General features: G+C 59.5%; 23 protein-coding genes and 1 tRNA gene. 16 read left to right on the top strand and 8 right to left on the bottom strand.

Annotation, left to right across the window (positions count from 1 at the left end):
- Positions 1 to 13: 13 nt before the first annotated feature.
- On the bottom strand, positions 14 to 733 hold the full coding sequence (locus FHT28_RS17840; protein ID WP_037202648.1) for an aspartate/glutamate racemase family protein: 720 nt from the start codon (positions 731 to 733) through the stop codon (positions 14 to 16).
- A 160-nt stretch (positions 734 to 893) separates the two neighbouring features.
- Between FHT28_RS17840 and FHT28_RS17835 the strand changes: the two genes are divergently transcribed.
- The 3 genes from FHT28_RS17835 (at position 894) to FHT28_RS17825 (ending at position 3,404) form a co-directional block, all read left to right on the top strand.
- Positions 894 to 1,358 carry an Lrp/AsnC family transcriptional regulator gene (locus FHT28_RS17835; protein ID WP_047557986.1) on the top strand — a complete coding sequence of 155 codons (465 nt, stop codon included), beginning with the start codon at positions 894 to 896 and terminating at the stop codon, positions 1,356 to 1,358.
- Between the two features lie 116 nt (positions 1,359 to 1,474).
- On the top strand, positions 1,475 to 2,035 hold the full coding sequence (locus tag FHT28_RS17830; protein WP_168596929.1) for a PH domain-containing protein: 561 nt from the start codon (positions 1,475 to 1,477) through the stop codon (positions 2,033 to 2,035).
- 106 nt (positions 2,036 to 2,141) lie between these two features.
- The gene (locus FHT28_RS17825) at positions 2,142 to 3,404 is read left to right on the top strand and encodes an NAD(P)/FAD-dependent oxidoreductase (RefSeq protein ID WP_168596928.1); all 1,263 of its coding nucleotides are present in this window, start codon (positions 2,142 to 2,144) and stop codon (positions 3,402 to 3,404) included.
- Between the two features lie 54 nt (positions 3,405 to 3,458).
- Here the strand turns inward: FHT28_RS17825 and FHT28_RS17820 are convergent, their stop codons facing one another.
- Entirely contained in the window at positions 3,459 to 4,502 is a 1,044-nt protein-coding gene (locus FHT28_RS17820) for an NAD(P)-dependent alcohol dehydrogenase (protein ID WP_168596927.1), read from the bottom strand.
- A 200-nt stretch (positions 4,503 to 4,702) separates the two neighbouring features.
- Between FHT28_RS17820 and FHT28_RS17815 the strand changes: the two genes are divergently transcribed.
- Positions 4,703 to 5,614: an AraC family transcriptional regulator gene (locus FHT28_RS17815; RefSeq protein ID WP_168596926.1), complete on the top strand. Its 912-nt coding sequence runs from the start codon at positions 4,703 to 4,705 to the stop codon at positions 5,612 to 5,614.
- A 2-nt stretch (positions 5,615 to 5,616) separates the two neighbouring features.
- Here the strand turns inward: FHT28_RS17815 and FHT28_RS17810 are convergent, their stop codons facing one another.
- Entirely contained in the window at positions 5,617 to 6,114 is a 498-nt protein-coding gene (locus FHT28_RS17810) for a hypothetical protein (RefSeq protein ID WP_246704885.1), read from the bottom strand.
- Between the two features lie 180 nt (positions 6,115 to 6,294).
- Here FHT28_RS17810 and FHT28_RS17805 point away from each other — a divergent pair, with 180 nt between their 5' ends.
- Together FHT28_RS17805 and ilvC are read left to right on the top strand one after the other, a co-directional pair.
- The gene (locus tag FHT28_RS17805) at positions 6,295 to 6,945 is read left to right on the top strand and encodes a TetR/AcrR family transcriptional regulator C-terminal domain-containing protein (RefSeq protein WP_037202871.1); all 651 of its coding nucleotides are present in this window, start codon (positions 6,295 to 6,297) and stop codon (positions 6,943 to 6,945) included.
- Positions 6,946 to 6,988: 43 nt separating this feature from the next.
- Complete coding sequence (gene ilvC, locus FHT28_RS17800) at positions 6,989 to 8,008, top strand: ketol-acid reductoisomerase (protein ID WP_037202641.1); 1,020 nt, start codon at positions 6,989 to 6,991, stop codon at positions 8,006 to 8,008.
- Positions 8,009 to 8,060: 52 nt separating this feature from the next.
- Here ilvC and FHT28_RS17795 read toward each other — a convergent pair whose 3' ends face one another.
- A complete protein-coding gene (locus FHT28_RS17795; RefSeq protein ID WP_168596925.1) occupies positions 8,061 to 8,648 on the bottom strand; it encodes a class I SAM-dependent methyltransferase in 588 nt (195 codons plus the stop codon).
- Between the two features lie 158 nt (positions 8,649 to 8,806).
- On the opposite strand from FHT28_RS17795, the gene FHT28_RS17790 reads away from it, so the two are divergent.
- Entirely contained in the window at positions 8,807 to 10,036 is a 1,230-nt protein-coding gene (locus FHT28_RS17790) for a PLP-dependent aminotransferase family protein (protein ID WP_113108163.1), read from the top strand.
- Positions 10,037 to 10,192: 156 nt separating this feature from the next.
- On the opposite strand, the gene FHT28_RS17785 is transcribed toward FHT28_RS17790, so the two are convergent.
- Positions 10,193 to 11,251 (bottom strand): aldo/keto reductase, encoded by a 1,059-nt coding sequence (locus FHT28_RS17785; RefSeq protein WP_047557974.1) that lies wholly within the window; start codon positions 11,249 to 11,251, stop codon positions 10,193 to 10,195.
- Positions 11,252 to 11,423: 172 nt separating this feature from the next.
- Here FHT28_RS17785 and FHT28_RS17780 point away from each other — a divergent pair, with 172 nt between their 5' ends.
- From FHT28_RS17780 to FHT28_RS17745, 8 genes are all read left to right on the top strand, one after another.
- The gene (locus FHT28_RS17780; RefSeq protein WP_168596924.1) at positions 11,424 to 12,404 is read left to right on the top strand and encodes an ABC transporter substrate-binding protein; all 981 of its coding nucleotides are present in this window, start codon (positions 11,424 to 11,426) and stop codon (positions 12,402 to 12,404) included.
- 17 nt (positions 12,405 to 12,421) lie between these two features.
- Entirely contained in the window at positions 12,422 to 14,116 is a 1,695-nt protein-coding gene (locus FHT28_RS17775) for an iron ABC transporter permease (protein WP_168596923.1), read from the top strand.
- The gene (locus FHT28_RS17770; RefSeq protein ID WP_168596922.1) at positions 14,104 to 15,135 is read left to right on the top strand and encodes an ABC transporter ATP-binding protein; all 1,032 of its coding nucleotides are present in this window, start codon (positions 14,104 to 14,106) and stop codon (positions 15,133 to 15,135) included. The genes FHT28_RS17775 and FHT28_RS17770 overlap by 13 nt, the downstream gene beginning before the upstream one ends.
- Positions 15,136 to 15,215: 80 nt before the next feature.
- Positions 15,216 to 16,211, top strand: coding sequence for an isopenicillin N synthase family oxygenase (locus tag FHT28_RS17765; RefSeq protein ID WP_168596921.1), 996 nt, complete (start codon positions 15,216 to 15,218; stop codon positions 16,209 to 16,211).
- Positions 16,212 to 16,262: 51 nt separating this feature from the next.
- On the top strand, positions 16,263 to 17,378 hold the full coding sequence (locus tag FHT28_RS17760) for an endonuclease/exonuclease/phosphatase family protein (RefSeq protein WP_037202624.1): 1,116 nt from the start codon (positions 16,263 to 16,265) through the stop codon (positions 17,376 to 17,378).
- Complete coding sequence (locus tag FHT28_RS17755) at positions 17,375 to 18,115, top strand: NUDIX hydrolase (RefSeq protein ID WP_168596920.1); 741 nt, start codon at positions 17,375 to 17,377, stop codon at positions 18,113 to 18,115. Before FHT28_RS17760 ends, FHT28_RS17755 begins: the two co-directional genes overlap by 4 nt.
- A 68-nt stretch (positions 18,116 to 18,183) precedes the next feature.
- Positions 18,184 to 19,101 (top strand): PhzF family phenazine biosynthesis protein, encoded by a 918-nt coding sequence (locus FHT28_RS17750; RefSeq protein ID WP_037202868.1) that lies wholly within the window; start codon positions 18,184 to 18,186, stop codon positions 19,099 to 19,101.
- 124 nt (positions 19,102 to 19,225) lie between these two features.
- Positions 19,226 to 19,301: transfer RNA gene (locus tag FHT28_RS17745), tRNA-Lys, on the top strand.
- Between the two features lie 83 nt (positions 19,302 to 19,384).
- On the opposite strand, the gene FHT28_RS17740 is transcribed toward FHT28_RS17745, so the two are convergent.
- From FHT28_RS17740 to FHT28_RS17730, 3 genes are all read right to left on the bottom strand, one after another.
- Complete coding sequence (locus tag FHT28_RS17740) at positions 19,385 to 19,714, bottom strand: DUF982 domain-containing protein (protein ID WP_168596919.1); 330 nt, start codon at positions 19,712 to 19,714, stop codon at positions 19,385 to 19,387.
- Positions 19,715 to 20,052: 338 nt separating this feature from the next.
- The gene (locus tag FHT28_RS17735) at positions 20,053 to 20,316 is read right to left on the bottom strand and encodes a PilZ domain-containing protein (protein WP_092573934.1); all 264 of its coding nucleotides are present in this window, start codon (positions 20,314 to 20,316) and stop codon (positions 20,053 to 20,055) included.
- A 439-nt stretch (positions 20,317 to 20,755) separates the two neighbouring features.
- Positions 20,756 to 20,971, bottom strand: a complete 216-nt coding sequence (locus FHT28_RS17730; RefSeq protein WP_168596918.1) for a hypothetical protein — start codon at positions 20,969 to 20,971, stop codon at positions 20,756 to 20,758.
- A 482-nt stretch (positions 20,972 to 21,453) separates the two neighbouring features.
- Here FHT28_RS17730 and FHT28_RS17725 point away from each other — a divergent pair, with 482 nt between their 5' ends.
- Positions 21,454 to 22,914 (top strand): FAD/NAD(P)-binding protein, encoded by a 1,461-nt coding sequence (locus FHT28_RS17725; protein ID WP_168596917.1) that lies wholly within the window; start codon positions 21,454 to 21,456, stop codon positions 22,912 to 22,914.
- Positions 22,915 to 23,112: the final 198 nt, after the last annotated feature.

Raw genomic sequence — 23,112 nt, 5'->3', positions numbered from 1 at the left:
AGTTGGTTTTCACCTATGCGGCGCGGCTACTGCGGGCGCCTTCCTCCGCAAGAGCAAAATCGACGGCAGCTTCAGCATGGATGGTCGTCGTGTCGAAGCCGGGCAGGATCAGCGCATTGGGATCGAGGATGAGGCAGATCTCGGTGCAGCCGAGAATGACGCTGTCGGCGCCCTCGGCCTTGGCACGCTCGATGATGTCATGCAGCTTTCGGCGCGATTCGTCCTTGATGACGCCGGCGCAGAGTTCGTTGAAGATAATGTCGTGGGTCACCGTGCGGTCTTCGGGGCCGGGCACCATGATGGAGACGCCATTCTCAGCCATGCGTTCGGCATAGAAACCGTGCTCCATGGTGTAGCGTGTGGCGAGCAGCAGCGGCTTGACGCGACCCGCAGCCTTCAGCGCGGCAGCGGTTTCGTCTATAATGTGGATGAGCGGCACGGAAATGCGGGCGGCAACTTCCGGCGCGATCAGGTGCATGGTGTTGGTGCAGATGAGCACGCATTCGGCGCCGGCTGTCTGCAGGCGATGTGCGGCATCGCCGAGGCGGGCGGCGGCATCACCCCAGCGCCCGGCCTTCTGCAAGGCCACGATCTCTTCGAAATTGACCGAGTACATCAGCAGTTCGGCGGAGGAGAGGCCGCCCAGCCGGTCGCGAACCATTTCGTTGATCTGGCGATAATAGACCGCCGAACTCTCGAAACTCATGCCGCCGATCAGGCCTATGGTGCGCATATTGCTGTTCTCCGCTCTTGTCTGTGAATGGAGGAATGGTGCCGCAATTCATGCGCCTTGTGTTTGCAAACTTTGTGATGCCTGCAATTGAATCTGCAATGATTTGCGCATATTTCATGTTTTGTGCAAAATTACGGCGTGATGATAAGGATTTCTGCACATGCTTGATGAGCGCGACCGAAAGATTCTGGAATTTTTGCAGGCAGATGCCGGCATATCGGTGACGGAACTTGCCGATCGCGTGGCTCTGTCGGTCTCCGCCTGTTCGCGTCGCATCCAGCGGCTGGAGGAGAGCGGCCACATCGCCAGGCGCATCGTCGTGCTCGACCGCGAGAAGATGGGCGTACCGACGACGGTCTATGCGATGATCAAAACAGCGCATCACGCCGACGAATGGATAGAGACGTTCCGCAAGGCGATCGGCGACATTCCCGAGATCGTCGAGGCGCATCGGCTGACCGGCAACTACGACTACATTCTGAAGATCGTTCTGCCCCGTGTCGAGCACTACGACGTCGTCTACAAGCAGCTTGTGCGCAGGGTCGAGCTGTTCGATGTTTCGGCGTCAATCTCGATGGAAGAGCTGAAAAGCGGTGCTTCCGTTCCCGTCGGCTATGCGCAGTAAGTTCGCCACAATCACGTGCTGATTTTGCATATCACCTTGTTAAAGGTGTCATGGGGAGCAAGTGCTTTTGGGTTGTACAATCACATTCGTGGTTATCGCCGTGGAGGCAATTCGCAATGAGCAATGTAGATATTCAAAACTACTTTCTGCCCGATGAAAAGTTGTTGTGGCTAGGCCGGCCGAAACAAGGCCTCATGTTTAGCAAGAAAGACATGCTGCAAGTGCCGTTTTCGCTCATATGGGGCGGTTTTGCAGTCTTCTGGGAAAGTATGGCCATGCGCCAGGCCAATGCTCCGCTCTTTTTTAGATTATGGGGCGTGCCGTTTATATTAATTGGCCTGTACCTCATCATCGGCCGTTTTGCGCTGGATGCGTTTGTTCGCGCCAGGACACAGTATGCGGTCAGCGATCAGCGCATAATAATCTTGCGCGAAGGCTGGTTTTCCAAGCTTCTGACCTTGCCGTTGCAGAGGCTGCCGGCTCTTGATTTGGATCAGAGAGGCGATGGAACGGGGACAATCAGCTTTGGAAGCGATGCCCAAGTTGGCTATGGCCGCCGCAACGGCATAAGCGCCTGGACTCCCGCGCTTTCAAATGCTCCTCAATTTCTTGGTATCACTGAGGCGCGTGAAACATTCAATCTCATCCAACAAGCGCAGTCGACGAAACCATCTTAACTTGTATCAGAGCTGGCGGCCGCAGGGGTGCCATGCATAAAAGATGATTGCCGCTCATCTTTCGCAACTCTACGTTTTCGATGAACCGTAGACATGAGGGGTCGCCATGCAGGATTATCACGTTGTCATCGTCGGGGGCGGTTTTGGCGGTTTGCAACTCGCCAATGATCTGAAGGGTGCGCCTGTCCGCATCACGCTGATCGATCGGCGCAACCACCATCTGTTTCAGCCGCTTCTCTATCAGGTCGCGACCACCTTGCTTGCGACCTCCGAAATCGCCTGGCCGATCCGCAGCTTCTTCAGGGATCGGCCCGAGGTGACGACGTTGCTGGCTGAGGTCGTCGGCGTCGACAGCGAGGCGCATCAGGTGCTGCTGAAGGGCGGCCAGACCATTGCCTACGATACGCTGGTTCTGGCGACGGGGGCGACCCACGCCTATTTCGGCCATGACGAATGGGAGCCGGTGGCGCCCGGCCTGAAAACGCTGGAGGATGCGACGACCATCCGCCGCCGCGTTCTGCTGGCCTTCGAGCAGGCGGAACTGGAGAGCGACCCGGCGGTGCGCGACGCGCTCCTGACCTTCACCATCGTCGGCGCGGGTCCCACGGGCGTCGAGCTGGCCGGCATCATCTCGGAACTGGCAAGGACGACACTGCCGAAGGAATTCCGCAACATCGACACAAGCAAGGCAAGGATCATCCTGGTGGAAGCCGGGCCGCGGGTGCTGGCGGCCTTCGCCGAAGACCTGTCCACCTATGCTCTCAAAGCGCTGGAGGCGCTCGGCGTCGGCATCCGCTTCGGCAAACCTGTCACCTCCTGCAGTGCGGAAGGGGTGACGATCGGCGATAGCTTCGTGCCATGCCGCACAATCGTCTGGGCGGCGGGTGTCGAAGCGTCGCCGGCGGCGAAATGGCTGGATATCCCGGCCGACCGCGCCGGTCGCGCCGTTGTTGACAAGGAGCTGCGGGCGCCGGGCAAGGAAGATATCTTTGTCATCGGCGATACCGCATCCGTCCTGCGCGAGGATGGCAGTCCGGTGCCGGGGATCGCTCCGGCCGCCAAGCAGCAGGGAGATTATGTCGCCAAGGTCATCAAGGCGAAGCTGGCGGGCAAGCCGGCACCCGGGCCGTTTCGCTATCGGCATCAGGGCAGCCTTGCAACGATCGGCAAGAGTGCCGCGATCATCGATTTCGGCTGGATCAAGCTCAGGGGATGGCTCGCCTGGTGGGTCTGGGGCCTTGCCCACATCTATTTCCTGATCGGCACCCGCTGGCGCATCGCGGTCGCCTGGAGCTGGCTGTGGATCTATATCAGCCGGCAGCACAGCGCTCGGCTGATCACGCAGAAGGAAACCATGCGCGAGGAATGAAAAAGGGCAGCCCCTGCGGCTGCCCTTTCCTTATAAGTCATGAGGCGGTGGCGCTTAGGCCAACGATGCGATGTCGATGACGAAGCGGTAGCGGACGTCGCTCTTCAGGACGCGCTCATAGGCTTCATTGACCTGATCGATATTGATCACCTCGATCTCCGAGACAATGTTGTGCTTGCCGCAGAAATCGAGCATTTCCTGGGTTTCCTTGATCGAGCCGATCATCGAGCCGGAAAGGCTGCGACGGCCAGGGATCAGCGAGAAGGCATGGACCGGGACGGCATGTTCCGGAACGCCGAGCAGCACCATGCTGCCGTCGTATTTCAGGAGATTCAGGTAGGCATTCCAGTCGATGGCGGTGCCGACCGTATTGAGGATAAGGTCGAAGCTGCCTGCAAGTTTGGTAAAGGTTTCGGCATCGCTGGTGGCGTAGTAGTGGTCAGCGCCGAGCTTGAGGCCGTCTTCCTTCTTCGACAGCGTTTGGCTCAGAACCGTCACGTCAGCGCCCATGGCATGCGCCAGCTTGACCCCCATGTGACCGAGGCCGCCCATGCCGACGATCGCGACTTTCTTGCCCGGGCCGGCGTTCCAATGACGCAGCGGCGAATAGAGCGTGATACCGGCGCAAAGCAACGGCGCACCTGCGTCGAGCGGGATATTCTCCGGGAAGGAGAGGACATAGCCTTCCTTGACGACGATGGAGTCGGAATAGCCGCCGAAAGTCGGCGTCTTGCCGTCGGCTTCGACGTCGTTATAGGTCTGGACGAGGCCAGGCATGTAGTGTTCGTAATCCAGGTCGCGCGTGGCGCAGGTCGTGCAGGAATCGACGAAGCAGCCGACGCCGACGCGGTCGCCGACCTTGAATTTCGTCACCTTGGAGCCGACGGCAGTCACGATGCCGGCGACTTCATGGCCCGGTACCATCGGGTACTTGGAGAAGCCCCATTCATTGCGGGCCTGGTGGATGTCGGAATGGCAGACACCACAATATTTGACGGAGATCGCGACATCGTCGTCGTTCGGCTCGCGGCGTTCGAAGGTGAACGGCGTGAGCGGCTTCGACGCGTCGGTGGCAGCATAACCCTTTGCGATAGGCATGGGAGACTTCCTTGTTTTCGGATGGGGTGGGAGTGGAATTGGGATGGCGCACTATGCATCGGGAGCGGACCGGAGCGTTAGAGCGATCCTGCAAGCTTTATGTACGATCCTGCGAATCTAAATGCGCGGCTACCCTTTCGCACTCGGGGTAGGTTCCCTAGATAAGCCTCAACAGCTCCTCGAAAAACAGTTGGTTGCGCATGACACTTCCCTTCAATCCCAATCAGGAACTCGCATCCATCATTGCCCGTTTCGCCACGGAGGACGGAGAATACCGCACGCCGATAGATGGTCTCAACCTATACCGGCAGTCGGCTGCGACAGTATGGCAGCATGGGGCTTATCGGCCTTGCTACGCCATTGTGGTCCAGGGGCGGAAGACTTTGACTGTTGGCACTGATACGTACCATTACGGTGTCGGCGAGTATATTTTGACTGCCCTCGACCTGCCCGTATCGAGCCAGGTAACCAATGTCCGCAGTGACACGCCGTATCTCTGTTTCAGCATGGCGCTGGACGGTGAGCGCCTGAAGGAGCTTTTGTCGCGCGTCAACGTTCCACGCCAAGCGGTGACGGCGGAGCCCTTGCGTGGGCTTGCGGTCAATGCGGCGTCGCCAGAATTGCTCGATGCCTCGTTGCGGCTGCTCAGATTGCTCGATCAGCCCGAGGATATTTCGGCCATGGCGCCATTGATCGAGCAGGAGATCCTTTATCGCCTGCTCACCGGGCCGAACGGTCCCCGGCTGCTGCAGGTCGCGATGGCGGAAAGCCAGAGCAACCGGGTGGCGCGTGCCGTTGCCTGGCTTCGCGGCAATTTCGAGCAGCCGTTGCGCATCGAGGAACTGGCTGAGCGTGTCGGCATGAGCGTTTCCTCACTGCACCATCATTTCAAGGCTGTCACCGCCATGTCGCCGATGCAGTATCAGAAGCAGCTTCGCCTGCACGAAGCGCGTCGCCTGATGATCGTCGAGCAGCTCGACGTCGGCTCGGCCGGCCATCGCGTCGGTTATCAGAGCCCCTCGCAATTCAGCCGCGAGTACAGCCGCCTTTACGGCCTGCCGCCGCTCAAGGATGTCGAGGCCATGCGCAATAGTGCTGTCGCGGCCGAATAGGCCTAGCTGATGGGTGCGCCACAATTGCCGCCGTTCCAAGTGTAGCTGGGAACGGCATCCTGAGGTCCCCACAGGCCCTCGAAACGACCGTAGCCGGCATCGAACCGGATCGTCAGCGAACCCATTCCATATTTGTCGGACCAACGCAGCGTTCGTACGGTGCCGTGAGCCGTCCCGATTTCCGACAAGGTGCCGGCCGTTGTATTGCCGTCATCATCGAAGCGATAGGTCCCCGATATGTGGCCCTTTGGGTCGGCCTGTAGCGAAGTCTCGACATCCACCAGCAACCCACTAGATAGAAGCTTGCCGCAATAATGTCCGTCGGGTCCGGTAAGCGGCTTTGTCGTTGCATGTGCCGACACTGTAAGGGGAAACAGGCCGAGCACAAGGCAGATCCCTACAATGCGGGTAGGTGCCCGCTGTTTGCTCCCGCCCATGCCGCTGCCAGCCGGGAAGCGGGGAGGTGACGTCTCGCAATGAAGGTTGAACGCGGCTTTCATCAAAGGATCTCGAAAGGAAACGGATGTGCCGGCAAGCTCTATCCGCTACGCGCCGGCCATGACAAGCGCGCTCCGATTTTTGGCGCAGTGCAGCAACGAATTCCGCTTGACGACCGCTTCGGCGTGCTGCATAACGCGGCACGAACCGTACCGTACGGTACGCATTTGGGAGTGGCCATCGTGCTGAGCGAAGTAGGACAGTCGAGCGAGTTTTCGCCGCGCCAGAACGCCGTTCTGGAGCAGGCGCTGCGTCTGCTCGTCGACGGCGGCGAAAAGGCGCTGACGACCTCGGGCGTCGCACGCGCCGCCAATTGCTCCAAGGAAAGTCTCTATAAATGGTTCGGCGACCGTGACGGTTTGCTGTCGGCGATGATCGCCTATCAGGCGAGCAAGGTGCGCACCTTCGAGCGCAACGGCGAGCGGCTGACGGTGTCGAGCCTGCATGATCATCTCGTTGTCTTCGCCCGCGATCTGCTGGAAGTTCTGGCGGGCGACGTCTCGCTGGCGCTGAACCGCCTGGCGATCGGCCAGTCGAACCGCGATGGCTCGAAGCTCGGCAAGCTTTTGCTGGAGCGCGGCCGCCGGCAGATCGACCGCCGCGCCAGCGGCTTGATCGACGCTGGCAAGCGGGCAGGGCTGCTCCGTTTCACCGATGCCGACGAGGCATATCACACGCTTTACGGGCTCATCGTTTCCGATCTGCATGTCCGCATGCTGCTCGGCGAGCCCGGTTTGAAGGATTCCAGCCGTCAGGCTGAGAGGGCTGTTACAGCCTTCCTCAAGCTTTACGGCACGGAAAAGGTTTTGGCGGAAGCAGCGGCGACCGTCTGAGACATCGAAATTATACCCAGACAAGCAAAGGGAAGGACAAACAATGCGCGTCTATTACGATCGTGATGCCGATCTCAACCTCATCAAGTCGAAGAAGGTCGCCGTCATCGGCTACGGTTCCCAGGGCCGCGCTCATGCGCTGAACCTCAAGGACAGCGGCGCCCAGAACCTTGTGATTGCGCTGAAGGCCGGTTCGCCGACCATCAAGAAGGCTGAAGCCGATGGCTTCAAGGTCATGACCGTTGCCGAAGCTGCCGCATGGGCCGACCTCATGATGATGGCGACCCCGGACGAGCTGCAGGCCGACATCTACAAGGCCGACATCGCTCCGAACATCCGCGACGGCGCTGCAATCGCCTTTGCTCACGGCCTCAATGTCCATTTCGGCCTCATCGAGCCGAAGGCTTCGGTCGACGTCGTCATGATCGCGCCGAAGGGCCCGGGCCACACGGTTCGCGGCGAATACCAGAAGGGCGGCGGCGTTCCCTGCCTCGTTGCCGTTCACCAGAATGCTTCCGGCAATGCGCTTGAACTCGCTCTCTCCTACGCTTGCGGCGTCGGCGGTGGCCGTTCGGGCATCATCGAAACCAACTTCCGCGAAGAGTGCGAAACCGACCTCTTCGGCGAACAGGTCGTTCTTTGCGGCGGCCTCGTCGAGCTTATCCGCGCTGGTTTCGAAACGCTGGTCGAAGCCGGTTACGCTCCGGAAATGGCCTATTTCGAGTGCCTGCACGAAGTGAAGCTGATCGTCGACCTGATCTATGAAGGCGGCATCGCCAACATGAACTACTCGATCTCGAACACGGCCGAATGGGGCGAATACGTCACCGGCCCGCGCATTATCACCGAAGAGACCAAGGCTGAGATGAAGCGTGTCCTGAAGGACATCCAGACCGGCAAGTTCACCTCCGAGTGGATGCAGGAATACCGTTCGGGTGCTGCCCGCTTCAAGGGTATTCGCCGCAACAACGACAGCCACCAGATCGAGGAAGTCGGCGCCAAGCTGCGCGGCATGATGCCCTGGATCGGCAAGAATAAGCTGGTCGACAAGAGCGTCAACTAAGCTTTTCGGCACCGCCGGAATGGAGGGCCGGGGCGAAAGCTCCGGCCTTTTTCTATGTCCGTGCTTTGACGTAAAGCCATTTCGTCGGCTTGCCGTCGAAGCCACCTCCGTCCGCTTCGGTTATCGCTATGTCTCTCCATCCGCCTTCATTCAGAAGAGCCCCCAGCCATTCGGCCGAAGGATAATTGTAGTAGCGGGCGAGCGCGTCGTGCCCCTCAGCAGCGCCGGCCTTGAAGCTGCTATGGAAGATGCCGCCGTCCTTCAAAGCACGCAGAATCCGATCGAAGATATTTGGGAGGTCCGATCGCGGTACATGAAGGAGGTTGGCCTCCGCCCATATGCCGTCAAAAGCGGCACTGGCGTCCAGGGTCTCGAACCGCATGATCCGGACGGGTCTGCCAATTAGCTTTTCAGCCTCATTGGCGAGTTCTGCCGAACCGTCTGTCGGCGTGACGTCGAAGCCACGCGATAGCATGTAGGCCGCATCCTGACCGGCTCCGCATCCCAGCTCAAGGATAGACGCTCCGGCCGGAAGGGCGGCAAGAAACGCGTCGAGTCGGCTTGTCGGAAGATTGCGTTTACGCGCTGCATAGAGGGCAGCGTTGTCGGCGTAAAACGATGTTGTCGGATCCGTACTCATGATCTCTTTTGACTCTACTACTCGGGTTCAGAAGCTCATTCCTATCAGGAAAGATTGCGATTCTGAGAGGCAATGAAAACAAATTAGGTCAGTATTGTTGACTTATCTTTTGTTGCGTGATCTTGTGCTGGAAAGACCAAAAATTACGAGGAAGCCCCATGTTGAATTGGGAAAATATCTTTGCGACGCGTTCGAGCCGTATGCGCGCCTCCGAAATCCGCGAATTGCTGAAGCTGCTGGAGCGGCCGGATATCATCTCGTTTGCCGGTGGGATTCCCGACCCTGCGCTGTTTCCGGATCAAGAGTTCAAGCAGGCCTATGCCGATATTTTTTCTGGCCCGACCGTCAATGCCGCCCTGCAATATTCAGTCAGCGAAGGCTACAAACCACTGCGCGAATGGCTGGTTGGCCAGATGAAGGTGCTCGGCGTTCCCTGCGAACTCGATAACGTCTTCATCGTCTCCGGCTCGCAGCAGGGGCTCGATTATCTCGGTAAGCTCTTTCTGTCGCCGAAGGATACGGCGCTTGTGACAGCGCCGACCTATCTCGGCGCGCTGCAGGCCTTCAATGCTTACGAGCCGACCTATGACCAGCTGACGCCGAACGGCAACCGGACGCCGGATTCCTATAGCGCCGCTGCCACGAAGGCCGGAGGCAGGGTCAAATTCGCCTATCTCTCGGCTGATTTTGCCAATCCGACCGGTGAAACGGTCGATCTGGTTGCCCGCGAGAAACTCATCGACCTCGCCGACGAGCTCGATATCGCCATCATCGAAGACGCCGCCTATCAATCGCTGCGCTACGATGGTGAGGCGATCCCGCCGATCCTGGCGCTGGAGATCGCGCGCAAGGGGAATATCAACGACACGCGGACGATCTATTGCGGCAGCTTTTCCAAGACCTTGGCGCCGGGTCTTCGCGTCGGTTTCGTCGTTGCCAATGCGCCCGTCATCCGCAAGCTGGTGCTGATGAAGCAGGCGGCGGACCTGCATTCCTCGACGATCAACCAGATCGCCATCCATCAGGTCGCCGAACGCGGTTTTGATGCGCAGGTTGCCAAGGTCCGCAAGACCTATAGCCACCGTCGCGACTGCATGCTGGCGGCGCTTGCGAAGTATATGCCTGAAGGTACGAGCTGGACGAAGCCGCAGGGCGGCATGTTCGTGTGGGTCACCCTGCCGAAGGGCATGGATGGCGCCAAGCTGCTGGCAAGATCGCTCGAAACCGCGAAGGTTGCCTTCGTTCCCGGTCAGGCCTTCTTCGCCGACGGCACTGGTGCGAATACATTCCGCGTCAGCTTCTCCTGCGCCAATGACGAGATGATCGAAGAGGGCATTTCGCGGCTCGGCAAGTTGATATCAGGCGAGATCGGGGCATTGGCCGCCTGATTTACCTTCTCCCCGATGGGGAGAAGGATGCGCTCCGCAGCTTATCGACGGGGCGCTGGTTAAGGCGCTGCACCGTTATGGTGGACGCTGAATGTGCCGCGCCACCTCCTCATCCGCCCTTTGGGCACCTTCTCCCCGAGGGGGAGAAGCAGTTTCTTACTTCGCCAGATGTGGGCCGATCAGCGAAAGGTCGGCCTCGCTTAGACGGTCGCTGGCGGTGTTGCGCTGATGCCAATAGGGATACATCAGCGGCGGCAGGCTGACATCATCAAGACGCTTGCGTTCTTCATCGGTTAGCTTCAGTTCGGCGCTGGCGAGATTGTCCTGGAACTGGGCTTTCGTGCGGCCGCCGATGATGACCGAGGTCACGCCCTTGCGACCGATCAGCCAGGCGAGCGCCACCTGTGCGGCCGAGACGCCGCGGCCATCGGCAATCTCCACCAGCGTATCGACGATATTCCACAGGCGGTTCTCGTCGCGTATCGGCGGTTCCGTCCAGCCGGCGAACTGGCGCGTGCCTTCAGGCGTTGCCTGGTTGCGGCGATGCTTGCCCGACAGCAGCCCGCCGGCGATCGGGCTCCAGACGAGGATGCCGAGCCCTTGGTCGATGCTGATCGGAACCAGCTCGTTTTCGGCGTCGCGGGCTTCCAGCGTATAGTGGATCTGCTGGCTGACGAAACGTTCGCGCTTGTCACGCTCGCTGACGCCAAGCGCCTTCATGATGTGCCAGCCGGAAAAGTTCGAGCAGCCGATGTAGCGGATCTTGCCCTGGCGAACCAAGGTATCGAGCGCTTCCATCGTCTCTTCCAGCGGCGTCTGACCGTCCCATTCATGCAGCTGGTAAAGGTCAATGACATCGGTCTTCATGCGCTTCAAGCTTGCCTCGCAAGCCTGGATCAGATGCTGGCGGGAAGAGCCGACATCGTTGACACCAGGCCCCATGGGAAAGCGGGCCTTGGTGGCGATGAGCACGCCGTCCTTGCGCGGGCCGCCGATGATCTCGCCGAGGATTTCCTCAGACGCGCCCTGCGAGTAGACATCGGCCGTGTCCAGCAGGTTGACGCCTGCATCGACGCACATGTCCACGAGCTTCTTTGCATCCTTGACGCCGAGATCGCCGACGGTCTTTGCCCAGCCGACCCCGCCGAAGGTCATCGTGCCCATGGTGATGGTGGAAACTTTGAGGCCGGAGCGGCCAAGCAGGCGATATTCCATGGATATGTCCTCCCGGATCCCATCTGAAATTCGAGTGTCAAGAAATAGCGTGAGGCGCCGACGGTCAAGGTTTAATCATCATATGAAACGCATCTTCTTCAAATTCAACTGTCACAATCATGTTAAGCCGCACGTCTAAGGAACCTTCCTACAATCTAGCCGAGGACGTCTCATGAAGACCTTTGTTTCCGCCTTCGCCGGCCTGCTGGCCGCCGCTCTTTTCTCCGGCACCGCCACCGCCGCCGACCTCGTCCTCTATACCAGCCAGCCGAACGCCGACGCGCAGGCGACCGTCGATGGTTTCATGGCTGCCAATCCGGGCATCAAGGTCGATTGGGTTCGTGACGGCACGCCGCAGATCATCGCCAAGTTGCAGGCGGAAATGCAGGCCGGCGCTCCCGCTGCCGATGTTCTCTTGATTGCCGACACGGTGACGCTGGAGCGCCTGAAGGAAGCCGGCAAGCTGCTGGCCTACAAGTCGCCGGAAGCCGCGAACTACGACGCGTCGCTCTACGATGCCGATGGCTACTATTATTCCACCAAGCTGATCACCACAGGCATCGTCTACAACACAGCCGCTTCGATGAAGCCGGCCAGCTGGCAGGATCTGGTCAAGCCGGAAGCGAAAGGTCTCGTCGCCATGCCGAGCCCGCTTGCTTCGGGTGCCGCTCTCATTCACGCACAGACGCTCGCCGGCGTCGGCAGCCTGGGCTGGGACTATTACAAGAATCTTGCCGACAACGGCGCTATCGCTTCGGGCGGCAACGGCGCAGTGCTCAAGGCGGTCGCCTCTGGCGAGAAGGCCTATGGCATGATCGTCGACTACATGCCGATCCGCGAAAAGGCCAAGGGCGCGCCGCTAGAATTCGTTTTCCCGACCGAAGGCGTTTCGGCCGTGACGGAGCCGGTCGGCATCCTCGCCAGCACGCAGCATGCCGACGCCGCCAAGACGTTCGTCGATTACGTCCTGTCCGAAAAGGGCCAGGAAGGCTTCCTGAAGCTCGGCTATATTCCGGCCCGCAACGGCACGCCGCTGCCGCAAGGTTTTCCGGCACGTGACAGCATCAAGCTTTTGCCGTTGAATGCCGCCGCTGCTCTCAAGAATACGGATCAAGACCTGAAGACTTTCTCCACCTACTTCAAGTCGAAGTGATCCGGCCCGGATTTTAAATGTACGGATATGTGCGTAAGGGAAACAGCCAGCCGGCCTGGCTGTTTCCTTTTGTTGTTGCCGTCGTGCTGCTGCTTAGCGTTCTGCCGCTGGCACGGCTGGCGATGGTTGGCATCGAGGCGCTGCTGCGCGGCGGCACCTATGAGCTCATCACCGATCCCGCGCTGTGGCGCTCCACCTGGTACACGATCGAAACGGCCGTGCTGGGCACGATCATTTCCGTGGCTCTCGGCTGCCTCTTCGCATTCCTGCTGACATTGACCGACATGCCGGGCAGGGGCGCGCTCGGCTTCCTCTTCGTACTGCCGATGATGATCCCGCCGCAGGTGACGGCGCTTGCCTGGGTGCAGATGTCCGGTCCGTCGAGCCCGCTGCTGAAGGCGCTGCATATCGCGCCGCCGCTCGGCTCGCCGCAGCCGCTCTATTCCATCGGCGGCATCGCGCTTCTCTACGGCGTGCAGCATGCGCCGCTGGTCTATCTGGCGCTCAGGGCCGGATTGATGGCACTCCCACGCGATGGCGTTGAGGCGGCAAGGCTTTCGGGAGCCTCGGGCCTGTGCGTCTTCAGGGATATCATCCTGCCTCTGTCGCTGCCCGGCGTCATTGCCGGTGCGGCAATCGCCTTCGTCTCCTCGATCGGCAATTTCGGCATTCCGGCGATCCTTGGTATTCCCGCCTCGATCTATACGCTGTCGACCCTCATCTTCACGAAATTCTCCAATTTCGGCCCACGGACTTTCGGCGATATCGCCGTGCTTTCGACCATGATCGCCGTCATCGCCGTTGCGGGACTTGCGGTGCAGGCCAAGGCGTTGAAAGGGCGGGACTATCGTGTCATCGGCCTTTCCGGCGCGTCTGCTGCCTTTTCGCTCGGCCGCTGGAGTTATGTTGCCGTGCCGGTGCTCTGGGCGATCCTGTTCGTTATGCTCGTGGCGCCTTTTCTGGCGCTGGTTGCAGGCGCGTTGGTGCCGACCTATGGCGTGCCGCTGACGTTCAAGACGGCGTCGCTGAACGCCTTCGTGGAAATCCTGTTTCGGCAGACGGTGACACGCACGGCCTTTTCCAATTCCCTGTTTCTCGCCGCGACGACGGCGCTCGGTCTCCTGCTGGTGACAATTCTTGCCGCCTATGCGCTGACGCGGCGCAAGGACACGCTGAGCCGCATCGTCGGCGGCCTGATCGAGATACCCTACGCACTCCCCGGCATCATCATCGCCGTCTGCTTCATTCTGGTGTTTGCAGCACCTCTGCCGATCCTCAACGTCACGCTCTACGGCACGATCTGGATCATTCTGCTGGCCTATTTCTCCGCCTACTTCGCCGTCAGCTTGAAGCCGGTCATGAGCGCTTTCCTGCAGCTCGATCCGGCGCTGGAAGAGGCGGCCCGTCTTTCGGGCGCCGGCTTCTTCCGCCGCCTTGCGGATATCATCGTGCCACTGATCGCGCCGGCGGCGGGCGCGTCCGTGATCCTGGTTTTCCTCATTGCCTGCAACGAGCTGACGGTTTCGGCGCTGCTCTGGTCGGCGGGCACGCAGACGCTCGGCGTCGTCATCTACAATCTCGACGATGGCGGCAGCGCCGATCTTGCCTCTGCCATGTCCGTCATCGTCATTGCCATGGTCGTGATCATGATGGTGCTGCTCGAAGTCATGGCCAAGCGCCTGCCAAAAGGAGTGGTGCCGTGGCGAAGCTGATCCTCAACCACCTCTGCAAGGATTTCGGCACGGGCGGCCGCGCCGCCGTCAATGCACTCTCACTCGACGTGCGCGAGGGCGGTTTCCTGGCGCTGCTAGGCCCCTCCGGCTGCGGCAAGACGACCGTGCTCAGAATGATAGCCGGCTTCGAACAGCCGACGGATGGGTCCATTCATCTCGGCGAACGATTGTTGGCGGATGCGGCGAACATGCTGCCGCCGGAGCGGCGCAACATGGCGATGGTGTTCCAGTCCTATGCGCTCTGGCCACATATGAACGTAGCAGACAATGTCGGCTATCCGCTGAAGGTGCGTGGCATTTCCGGCGAACGTTACCGCGAGAAGGTGCGTGAAGCGCTGGCCACAGTGCGTTTGGCCGGCTATGCCGAGCGCCGGCCCGCCGATCTCTCCGGCGGCCAGCGCCAGCGTGTAGCGCTTGCGCGCTGCCTGGTGACATCGCCTGACGTCGTGCTGCTCGATGAGCCGCTTGCCAATCTCGACCGTCATCTCAAGAAAGAGATGGAGGAGACGTTCCGTGAATTTCATCAGCGCTCGGGTGCCACGATGGTCTACGTGACGCATGATCAGAGCGAAGCCATGGCGCTGGCGACCGATGTCGCCGTCATGTCCGAGGGGCGGCTATTGCAGGTGGCGCCTCCGGCGGAGATCTATGCCCGGCCCGAAGGGCGGATGGTCGGCAGCCTGGTCGGGCAGGGCGCCATCCTGTCGCTGATCCTGCCCGATGGTCGGCCCCGTCTCATCGATTGGTCCGCCTTGAAGAAGATCTGGAATGAACAGGAGGGCGCCTCTGAGCATGCCGATATCCTTGTGCGGCCGGAGGATGTGATCGCCGACGCGCAGGGCATTTCCTGCCGGGTCGTTTCCGTTCTCTATGAGGGCGAGCGTTACGCGATACGGCTCTCGTTGCCGGACGGGCAGATGCTGAGGGCCTATAGCCGTGAAGTGGTAAAGGCGGGTGACGTCTATCCCGTCGCCATCCGATCGGCCTGGAGGCTCTGATTGTGCGGCGGGAGACAAGATGGTTGTTCGCCGCCGCCGCCTATGCTTGATTTGACCGATGTCACGAATGGGAGTCGCGCATGTCCAGTCAGAGCTTCCCGATTTTCGATCTCGGCGCCTTCGAGGCGGCACATCTCGAGGACAAGAGACGTCTTGGGGCCGAGGTGGACCGGATATGCCGCTCGACCGGTTTCCTGGCGATTGCCAATCATGGCGTCGCGGATGCGGTGATTGCGAATGTCTGGGACAAGACCCACAGTTTCTTCGATCTGCCTGCCGAGACGAAGCAGCGGGCCAAGACGCTCTATCCGGGCTATCCCTACGGTTATCTCGGCCCCGGCACGGAAGCCCTGGCGAAATCGCGCAATGTCGACACGCCGCCGGACTTGAAGGAAAGCTTCAATGGCGGTCCGCTCGCCGTGCCATCAGGCATGAGCGATCCGGAGGCGCTCGGCTTCTGCTATGCCGCGACGATCTGGCCCGAGGGACCGGAGGGTTTCACGGAGGCATGGAAGGCCTATTATAGCTCCATGGAGGATCTGGCGGCGCGGATCATGCGGGTGTTTGCGACGGCGCTCGGTCTCGACGAGCATTTCTTCGATACTTACGTGGACGCGCCGATCAGCGCGCTGAGGGCATTGAACTATCCCGAGCAGCATGTGCCGCCGCAGCCGGGCCAACTGCGTGCTGGCGCCCATACCGATTACGGCAGCCTGACGATCCTGCTGCCGCAGCCGGGTTCCAAGGGGCTGGAGATCATTGCACCTGACGGTCGCTGGACGCCGGTGCCGCCGGTGGAGGGAGCTTTCGTCATCAATATCGGCGACCTGATGGCGCTTTGGACCAATGATCGCTGGGTTTCGACCGTGCATCGCGTCGTCAATCCGCCGCCGGAAGAGGGCGGTATGCAGCGGCGGCAGTCGCTGGCATTCTTCCATCAGCCGAACTGGTTTGCCGAAATCGCCTGCCTGCCTTCGTGCCTGAAGCCGGGAGAGGCGCCGAAATATGCGCCCGTTCTTTCCGGCCCCTATCTCATGGGTAAGTTCAAATCGACGGTCACCGCCAAGGCCGGCTAATGCGAGCAGGATAAGCCGGCTCTCAGTCTTCTTCAGAAATTGGAATGCTTCATGTCCCTGCGCCTTGCGACCTTCAATGTCGAAAACCTGCTGACCCGTTTTGATTACACCGGCTTTCGCAATCAGTTGCGCCAGGATCGCGTGTTGCAGCTCTTCGATGTCCGCAACGAGAATGTCTATCAGCAGCTGGAAGCTGCCCGCGTGGTCGCCGCGGCTGACGACACCCGGCAGATGACGGCGCTCGCGATTGCCGACGCGGATGCCGACATCATCTGCCTGCAGGAGGTCGACAACATGGCGGCGCTGCAGGCATTCGAATATGGCTATCTCTACCGCATGGTCGGCAATGGCTATCGGCAAAAATTCCTGATCGAAGGCAATGACAGCCGTGGCATCGATGTCGCCGTGATGATGCGCGAGGAAACGCGTGACGGCCAGCCGATCGTGCTTAATGACATCAAGAGTCACGCCATGGTGACTTATGGCGATTTCGGCCTTTTCAATGACGAGTTGGCGGAACTTGGCCTTCATTCGGAAGACAAGATCTTCAAGCGCGATTGCCTGGAACTCCATCTCCATATCGGCGGCGTACCTTTTTCGCTTTATGTAGTGCATCTGAAATCGATGGGGCCGGCGCGGGAGGGCGTCGATGGCCGCCGGGCGACCATACCGATACGCCGTGCTGAGACGATGGCCGTTCGCCGCATCATCGAAGACCGGTTCGGCGCCGGCCATACGGCAACCAAGAACTTCGCTATCTGCGGCGACATGAACGACTATCAGGAGTGGATCGACGTCATCGGCACGCGCCGCACCGGCTATAGCTTCGAGTACCGAACAGAAAAAGGAGAAAGTGCGCTCGACGTTTTCAGTCGCGACGGCTTTATCGAAAATGTCATGCATCGTCGGGAGGAGCTCGACCGCTGGACGCTTTATCATGCGCGGGGGCCGCAGGAGCAACGGCTCTGTCAGCTCGATTACATCTGGCTGTCTCCCGCTCTGGCGCGCGCCAATGCTACGCGCGTCCCCGACATTGTCCGCTCGGGCCAGCCTTTCCGGACCATATTTCCGCCGGGACAGGAGGTGGAGCGCTATCCGCGCGTCGGCTGGGATCGGCCGAAGGCATCCGACCATTGCCCCGTTGTCATCACATTGGATCTCGTATGACCGCCCCGAAATTGCAGAGCGACATGGCCGGCTGGCCGCCGGAAAGTACAGTGTTTCCAGTTTCCCGGATCAATCTCGCCGTGCTGCCTGGCGAGCATCCTTTCCATCTGAGCGAATTGGAGGCGGCAAGAGAGAACTGGATGAAGGAGATCGCCGCCAACCCTGCGCTCTTTGATGGCCGCATGATCTTCCAGCATCGGCTTTCGCTTGCCGATGGTGTGGTGAAGGGGGAAGCCTATGTGACGCCGTTTTCCACATTCCTCTGGTGGCGCAAGCAGAGGGAGCGGGGCGGCTTTCACGTCTTTGCATTTGCGGTGGCGGTGTCGTCCGACGGCGCGATCATCGCGATTCGCATGGCGCCGCATACGGCCAATCCGGGCCAGGTCTATTGCGCCGCCGGATCGATGGATGAAAACGATATCGTGGATGGGCATTGCGATGTCGAGGGCAATATGCGCCGCGAGGTTCTGGAGGAAACTGGCCTGGATCTGAATGAGGCAGCCGCCGAGCCTGGCTATTATGCTACACATGCGAACCGTTCCGTAACGCTTTTTCGCGTTTTCCGCTTCCCATGGACCGCGGAGGAGATGCTGCGGCGGATCGAAGCGCATATGCTGGTCGCCGAGGAGGATGAGATCGACGGCGCGATCGCAATCCGCTCGGCCGATCCCACGGCGCATCGTTACAATGTTGCGATGCTGCCTATTCTCGCCTGGTTCTTCGGCGAAGCGGAATAGCTTGGGCTTGCGCTGGAGTCGCTTGCCGGTATGAATGGTTAAGTCTGGAAACTTGGATGGAGGCCGGATTGGCGCGCAGCTACAGTGTCTATGATGTGTTCACCGACAGGAAGCTGGCGGGCAATCCCCTTGCGATCATCTTCGATGCCGAGGGCTTGAGCGACGAGGCGATGCAGGCCATCGCCAGGGAGATGAACCTTTCCGAGACGGTGTTCGTGCTGCCGCCGCAGAATCCGGCGCATACGGCCAGTCTGCGAATATTCACGCCTGGTCGCGAACTTCCCTTTGCCGGGCATCCCACCGTGGGTACGGCGATTGCGCTTGCGGAGAAGGCCCATGCCACGCATGGCGGCGACATCGATCTCGTTTCCGTGCTGGACGAACGGGTCGGGCCGGTGCGCTGTGCGATCAGGCTGCGCCAGGACAAGGCGAGCTTTGCCGAGTTCGACCTGCCGAGGAAATCGCAGCAGATCCTGCTGCCGCTCGACAGGGCCGATATCGCCAATGCGCTCAGCCTGAAGATCACCGAGATCGGCTTCGAGAATCACGTGCCGTCCATCTGGAGCGCCGGCGTACCTTTCCTGCTGGTGCCGGTGCATGATGTCGGCGCGGCGGAGCGGTTGGAATTCGATCTGCAGCTCTGGGAGAAGACGGTTCCCTTCGTCGATGGCGCGCTGGCCTCGGCCTTCATCTATTGTCGCGGCGGCGTGAATCATGCCGCCAAGTTCCATGCGCGCATGTTTCCCGTGGGAATGGGTATCGTCGAGGATCCGGCGACGGGTTCGGCAGTGGCGGCGCTATCGGGCGCGATCAATCAATTCGACGCGCTCCCGGACGGGCATCATCCCATCATCATAGAGCAGGGTATCGAGATGGGACGGCCCTCGCTGATTCATCTCCACCTCGATGTCGACGACGGCCTGATCGCCAACGCCCGCATCGGCGGCCAGGCCGTGCGCGTCGGGTCCGGAATTCTTGAGCTTTGATTTTGCTGGCTTTTCGGCGGTCTCTGAAATTTTTTTGACAAATAATCAAAGAAAATTCGTCTGGCCGCTGGACAATCAAACCGATCCTATTTATATGCCCGGTCACGCCGCCAGCAAGCGGTACGGGTGATTAGCTCAGTTGGTAGAGCAGCTGACTCTTAATCAGCGGGTCGTAGGTTCGAGCCCTACATCACCCACCATTATCTCCTTGAAAGCGCTGATTTATTCGCGGACGGAAGCCGGCATCGGTTTCCGATGCTTTGAATTCAGGTTCCCTTCCTTTTCATAGAAGCGGCGGCCGCGATCTCAACTTGGCGTTCCTCCAGCGGCTTCGTCGTGTGCTTGCTATCGACGATGAGGCGCTGCACGTCTCGATGGCTACGCCGGCCTCTTCTGCGGCTGCGATGAAGGCATCGCGTGCGTCAGCCGGCTCTCCTATGCCGTGTTCGACATCCATGCAGATCTTGAGAGCAGAAAGAAACTTGTGGCCGTCTGCAACAGGCCACATATCGAGAAGCATCTTCCAAGCCTCCCGGGTCGTGCCGACCTTCAGAGTTTGATTGGTACGTGCGCAAATTACACACACAGGGAAAAGCCACGGTCTATCACTCATCGTCATTGTCCGGAGTTATGCGATGGGCATTTTAGAATCCCGGGACCACAGGCCCGCAATAAAGAATGACAAGTGTCGCGGCGATTTGTGGCGTGCAATTAACGATTTTCGTCCTTGCCGCGGGGATCGGGTGGGTGGAACGGTTCGATGCGCCTCTTCATGGCCCGATGAGCTGCAAGTCGATGACGCGTGAGAACGGCGGGGTTCCGCCGATATCGATCCTCATGCCGATGGTCGAGTTGAAGTCGAACCCGGCTATGCTCTCACAGGATATGATCGGAGTTGAGACTTCGAATGCGGCACCGCGCGGCGGTTATGGCGCAAAACAGTGCATGTCCTCAAACGAACTGAATGCCCATGCTGTTGATTTTCCGCCACCGCACCTGGCACGCCCACAGCCTGTTGTCCGAGAGCTGCAAATGGAAGGAGTTCGGTGCGGAAAGCGGGTTCTCGATTTGGATCATCGCACCGGTATCGGACAGGTTTCTGACGGTACAATCGAAGACCGAACGTCCGTCATTGAATATGATCTTGGCACCAAAAAACGTCCGCTTTCGCGTCGATGCTCTGCCTTCAGGTGAATCAGGCGAGACTGTCGTCATAGCATTGGCTCCCGTGCACCATGCTTCACTAATTTGGCATATTCTAGTGTCGGAAGCGTTAACGAAATTCTTGGAAACAAGCAGCTTACGCGAATCTCAATGGTCCGTGGAAAGCTCAAGAGCAATACTGCGGGATTGAGCTCCGCCTGCATTTCTGTGGTGTTGCGGCCGCCTTTCTGCAGGCGGAGGCGTCAGCGGAAATGTAGCAGGAATATGGTTGGCGCGCTCAGAGACATCGTAAGGAGGAAAAAGGAAATCGCGTATTTCAGCTTCCGCATCCTGCGTGTTTTTATGCCGTCCCAATCGTATCCCATAAGTATATCCCCCGCTGATTCAAAAAAATCCGATGCAGGTGGAGTATCGCAGGAGTCGTTTGCGTGAAGCTTGCCGAAAACATCATGTCGGCTGGCGCTAAAACCGATCTTTGATGGGGGAAATTCTATTTTTTACAGCGTAATAATTTCAAGCGTAAGTAGAGCGACGCGCTGCTATTCAAGGCTGCATTGGAGAGAAGTGTTGAAATGAAACCGGGCGCTTGGCCGGTTTCAATGGCGGGAAATCGGGGAGTAATTGCGTCTAACAGGAAGTCGGTGTCGGGCAGCACCCGAATTTGACAGCGGGAACTGGAGTTCTTCCACTCGATGAGTTTCATCATTCGGTCATATCGAACACGATCACCCGGATGCGCTTGCCGTGGGGCAAATCTCGCCGCCTTAATGGCGTGCGCTCAATGCTTTTTATGTCCGCCTTCCATCAAGCTGAATACAAAGATGACGGCCAGGAGCAGCATCAACGTATAGTCGAAGGGGGTGAGCAGACGAAGTAGTTCCATGATATTTCTCCTCCCACAGAGAATACGAACCAGAACAACTATTAGTATGTTCTTTTATTTGGTGCATGCCAAGTTTTTTACATCTTGCGGTGCAAAAACAATGTTGTGCGAGGCACAAATAAGCGCTTGTTTGCAAAGGCTTATCTGCACCAATTCCACTGTCCGGGTTGCAAGGGGGAGCGTGCGCTCGTCTCGGGATCCTATTGTCAATAAAATTTATAGAGTATATTTTCACTCGTAACGGTAATTGCGATTGATCGGCAGGCGGCGAGTTCGCGCAGCGATCGATCCGGAAGGAGATGGCTATGACCATTAGCTCTGATCATCAGGCGCGTGATCTGCCAGTCGTCGCCATCATCGGCGGCGGGGTTTCCGGAACGGCAGTTGCCTTCCATCTGCTGCAACGCCGGTTGTTGCGGCCCGGCCAGCTTTTCATTTTCGAGCCACGTGACCGTCTGGGGGCAGGGCTTGCTTATGATACGCGTGATCCCGCTCACCGCATCAATGTGCCGGCGGCCAAAATGAGCCTCCTGCCTGACGACCTCGAGCATTTTCAGCGCTGGCTGCAGGAGCAGGACGCGCTGGCAGGTGATGAGGCGGCCGTCGCGGCGAATGGCAGCCTGTTTCCTCGTCGTGCCGTTTTCGGAAACTATATTTCCAGTATGATACGTCCCTTCGTAGAGGAGGGGCGTCTCACCCATATCGCTCAAGGGGTCGAACGGATCTCACGGTCGGGTCGCCGCTGGGTGATTACAGGCGAGGCAGGACGGCGCGTGGATGCGGATATTCTCGTCATCGCCACCAGTCATCCCTCGCCCCTGCCGCCGCAATTGCTGCAGGATGCGCTTGCCGATCATCCGCGCTTCGTTCCTGATCCGACGCGGCCGGATGCGCTCGCGGCTGTCCGGGCTGATGATCGCGTGCTGGTGGTTGGCAATGGCCTGACCTCGGCCGATGTCATCGCCTCTCTCCAGCTGCGCGGTCACAAGGGACCCATTACCGCCATATCCCGTCGCGGATTGCGTTCACGCGGCCATGCGCGGGTGAAACAGGACCTGTTCGGCGATTTCGTCAGTCACCCGTCGCGGACGGCGCTGGATCTCCTACGGCATGTGCGCGCGGCCATCCGGGAAGCGGAAGGCGAGGGGCGCAGCTGGCATGCGGTCATCGATCAGGTGCGGGCGCAGGGGCGGCATTTGTGGCGGGCGCTATCCGTCGAGGAGCGAAGGCGTGTCGTCAGGCATTTGCGGCCCTTCTGGGACGTGCATCGTTTTCGCGTCGCGCCGCAGGTGGAGGCTGTCAGCGAACAGGCGATTGATGCCGGCCGACTTGAAGTGCTCGCGGCTTCGGTTGCTTCCATCGAGATCGCAGACGGCGGCATCGATTGCAGGCTCCGCCTCAGCCGCTCCGACCGAGGTGTCGAAAGGCAATTCGATGCCGTCGTTGTTACCACCGGTCCCGGCCATCGCGGGATCCTGCAGTCGCAAGGCTGGATCGAGGGTCTTGCGACGGCCGGATATCTAGCGATGGACCCCACGGGGCTCGGACTTGCTTGCGACACCCAATCGCGGGCGCTTGACGCTAGCGAGGCGATCGTGCCGGCGTTGTTCATCTCGGGTCCATTGGCGCGCGGAACCTTCGGTGAGCTCATGGGTTTGCCTGAAGTGGTGGAGCATGCTGTCCTCGTTGCCGAGCAGGTGGCTTCGGCAATTGCCGAGCATGAACATGGGCATGGCGGAGCACATTTGGATAGTAGCGCCGCCTAAATCCAAGAAAAGCCGCAAAATCGTTGCTTCGGCGATACATTTGCCTAAATTTACTCATATAAACTATACAATTTGTGAGTTATTGTCTTGTTTGTCCGGGGTGGCGGGGTTACTTCCGCAATCTCTGATGACAAGATCGGCCGGCTGAGTCCCATCGAACCGAGCCGGGTTCCCAACAATCGACTTTGCAGTAAAGCG

This window comes from Rhizobium sp. SG570 (assembly GCF_012275345.1).
Lineage (GTDB): Bacteria > Pseudomonadota > Alphaproteobacteria > Rhizobiales > Rhizobiaceae > Rhizobium > Rhizobium lusitanum.
Note: the sequence above shows the minus strand (reverse complement) of the source record. Positions and strands in the feature narration are given on the sequence as shown.

Coding starts and splice junctions, on each gene's coding strand:
- FHT28_RS17840 (WP_037202648.1), bottom strand. CDS start 733: ATGCGCACCATAGGCCTGATCGGCGGCATGAGTTTCGAGAGTTCGGCG.
- FHT28_RS17835 (WP_047557986.1), top strand. CDS start 894: ATGCTTGATGAGCGCGACCGAAAGATTCTGGAATTTTTGCAGGCAGAT.
- FHT28_RS17830 (WP_168596929.1), top strand. CDS start 1,475: ATGAGCAATGTAGATATTCAAAACTACTTTCTGCCCGATGAAAAGTTG.
- FHT28_RS17825 (WP_168596928.1), top strand. CDS start 2,142: ATGCAGGATTATCACGTTGTCATCGTCGGGGGCGGTTTTGGCGGTTTG.
- FHT28_RS17820 (WP_168596927.1), bottom strand. CDS start 4,502: ATGCCTATCGCAAAGGGTTATGCTGCCACCGACGCGTCGAAGCCGCTC.
- FHT28_RS17815 (WP_168596926.1), top strand. CDS start 4,703: ATGACACTTCCCTTCAATCCCAATCAGGAACTCGCATCCATCATTGCC.
- FHT28_RS17810 (WP_246704885.1), bottom strand. CDS start 6,114: ATGAAAGCCGCGTTCAACCTTCATTGCGAGACGTCACCTCCCCGCTTC.
- ilvC (WP_037202641.1), top strand. CDS start 6,989: ATGCGCGTCTATTACGATCGTGATGCCGATCTCAACCTCATCAAGTCG.
- FHT28_RS17795 (WP_168596925.1), bottom strand. CDS start 8,648: ATGAGTACGGATCCGACAACATCGTTTTACGCCGACAACGCTGCCCTC.
- FHT28_RS17790 (WP_113108163.1), top strand. CDS start 8,807: ATGTTGAATTGGGAAAATATCTTTGCGACGCGTTCGAGCCGTATGCGC.
- FHT28_RS17785 (WP_047557974.1), bottom strand. CDS start 11,251: ATGGAATATCGCCTGCTTGGCCGCTCCGGCCTCAAAGTTTCCACCATC.
- FHT28_RS17780 (WP_168596924.1), top strand. CDS start 11,424: ATGAAGACCTTTGTTTCCGCCTTCGCCGGCCTGCTGGCCGCCGCTCTT.
- FHT28_RS17775 (WP_168596923.1), top strand. CDS start 12,422: ATGTACGGATATGTGCGTAAGGGAAACAGCCAGCCGGCCTGGCTGTTT.
- FHT28_RS17765 (WP_168596921.1), top strand. CDS start 15,216: ATGTCCAGTCAGAGCTTCCCGATTTTCGATCTCGGCGCCTTCGAGGCG.
- FHT28_RS17760 (WP_037202624.1), top strand. CDS start 16,263: ATGTCCCTGCGCCTTGCGACCTTCAATGTCGAAAACCTGCTGACCCGT.
- FHT28_RS17755 (WP_168596920.1), top strand. CDS start 17,375: ATGACCGCCCCGAAATTGCAGAGCGACATGGCCGGCTGGCCGCCGGAA.
- FHT28_RS17740 (WP_168596919.1), bottom strand. CDS start 19,714: ATGAGTGATAGACCGTGGCTTTTCCCTGTGTGTGTAATTTGCGCACGT.
- FHT28_RS17735 (WP_092573934.1), bottom strand. CDS start 20,316: ATGACGACAGTCTCGCCTGATTCACCTGAAGGCAGAGCATCGACGCGA.
- FHT28_RS17730 (WP_168596918.1), bottom strand. CDS start 20,971: ATGATGAAACTCATCGAGTGGAAGAACTCCAGTTCCCGCTGTCAAATT.
- FHT28_RS17725 (WP_168596917.1), top strand. CDS start 21,454: ATGACCATTAGCTCTGATCATCAGGCGCGTGATCTGCCAGTCGTCGCC.